Here is a 1,829-nt window from a genome sequence, read left to right as displayed (position 1 = left end):
CTTAAAAAAAGCTTTTAGGTTGTCGTTGGTAAGAATATCTTTAAGTGTAATAGTAGTCATAATAGTTATTATACCAAAAACCCCCAAGATGGGGGCTGGGGGTTGAAGAAGCGTTAGCTTTTTTTTATATTCTATAATCTATGAGGTTATAGTGAAAAAAATTTGATTTAGGAGCTTGTAAGGTATATAATTTATAACTTAAATGGAGTATACTTGTAAGAAGCTGGGTTATTCTATACGATCAGGAGGGCACCAATGAGCAAAAGTCTAGATAAATTCCACAATGAATTAAATAAACTTGAAGAATTGTTATTGCCGTTATACTCAGATCATGCAGAATTATTTGAATACCTAGATTCTATCAATAGTTCTAGAGATGTTCACGAGAAAATGGCATCAATTAAAAAGATTCAGAAATATTGCGAGTCCCAGTCAAATGTAATAGACCGTGATATTCTCAATCGCATTGACCATTTAAAAGATCTTTTAAGATGATTTAACGTTTTTACTGTACAGAATAATTCAGCAGCTTATGGGAAAGTTCCTATTACCCCCAATAAATATTATGATTTGATAAGTTATGGTATTTTGAGAGAATAAGGAAGTTTTTTTAAAAAGGGTCTGATTAAATTTATAATTTGAGGAGATATATGAAAGTTCAAAATAATAAAGAATATTTTAATAATAATGTAGATAAATGGGTGGATTATTTAACCGATGATAGAACCTTTGCTATTGAAGAAAGTTTAAAAATAATGAACATTTATAAAGAAAATAATGTTTTAGAAGTTGGTGCAGGTACGGGGACTTTTTATTCTTTTTTAAATTTTAATAAATCAGAAAATTATCTGGGAATAGATATTTCAGAAGAAATGTTAATGGAGTTTAAAAAAAGGTTTCCTGAAGTTGAGACCTGCTGTATGAATTTTGAGGAAAAGATAAATTTAGATAGAAAATTTGATATCATTGTATTGTTTGACAGCATTCCTCACTTTGAAAGAATAGATATTCTATTTGAAAATGCTGCGAAAATATTAAATAAAGGTGGAATTTTTTATATAATACATTCTAAAACAAGAAATCAATTGAAGGAACACCATAAAAAAATAAATTATAATCTAAATAGAGATGCTATTCCCAATGATATGACTTTAGAGAAAGAGTGTTTAAAATTAAATTTAAAAAATATTGTTATAAAAGATGAAAAATTCTTCTTTTTCAGCTGTCAAAAATAAAAATCCAAAGGTTCCGCCTTTGGTACGGGACGCTTTAGATATCGCGATTATTTTATTTTCTCTAGTAATATTAGAAAAAAATATAAATTTTAAGGGTTTCGTCCTTAATACGAGTTACTTTTTCTCTTGAAAGAAAAACTAACGAAAAAGTTCAAGGAGTTTCTTACTCTTCCTTTTTATGGTTTCTCGATTGACGAGTACGAAATTTTCTTATAGTTATAAGAAAATTACGATGTCAAAGAGAAACCGAAGCTAAAACCATCTTGTCTTAGTGGAGTAAGTCACGATCGTCATTGTAGGAACAGTACTGCCGAAGCTTAACGACTATAAACTTCAGTTAAAACTCAAAAAGAGGAGCCATCAAAATTAATTGATGACTCCTTTTTTTTATTATTAATAATTAGCAGCTTGTTTTTTCTACTGCTATATATTCATTTTCTCCTAAGATAACTATTGCTTTCTCTTTATTAGCATCATTTACTAGGATGATAGGTCCTGTACAACCCATTCCTGCTTCTGCATAGATCCCGTTTCTCATAAGTTCTAAAGCAGCATCATCTAAGTCCATAATGTCTATTCCAGATATTTGCGCTG

General features: G+C 29.3%; 2 protein-coding genes and 1 pseudogene. 2 read left to right on the top strand and 1 reads right to left on the bottom strand.

Going from position 1 to position 1,829, the window contains the following annotated elements:
- Window positions 1–255: 255 nt before the first annotated feature.
- Window positions 256–495, top strand: coding sequence for a hypothetical protein (locus DYH56_RS15645; RefSeq protein WP_114643779.1), 240 nt, complete (start codon window positions 256–258; stop codon window positions 493–495).
- A gap of 155 nt (window positions 496–650) precedes the next feature.
- Window positions 651–1,235 carry a class I SAM-dependent DNA methyltransferase gene (locus DYH56_RS15640; RefSeq protein ID WP_114643778.1) on the top strand — a complete coding sequence of 195 codons (585 nt, stop codon included), beginning with the start codon at window positions 651–653 and terminating at the stop codon, window positions 1,233–1,235.
- A gap of 400 nt (window positions 1,236–1,635) precedes the next feature.
- Here DYH56_RS15640 and DYH56_RS16085 read toward each other — a convergent pair.
- Window positions 1,636–1,829, bottom strand: a pseudogene (locus DYH56_RS16085) (YARHG domain-containing protein); the annotation flags it as partial.

This window comes from Psychrilyobacter piezotolerans, assembly GCF_003391055.1.
Lineage (GTDB): Bacteria > Fusobacteriota > Fusobacteriia > Fusobacteriales > Fusobacteriaceae > Psychrilyobacter > Psychrilyobacter piezotolerans.
Note: the sequence above shows the minus strand (reverse complement) of the source record. Positions and strands in the feature narration are given on the sequence as shown.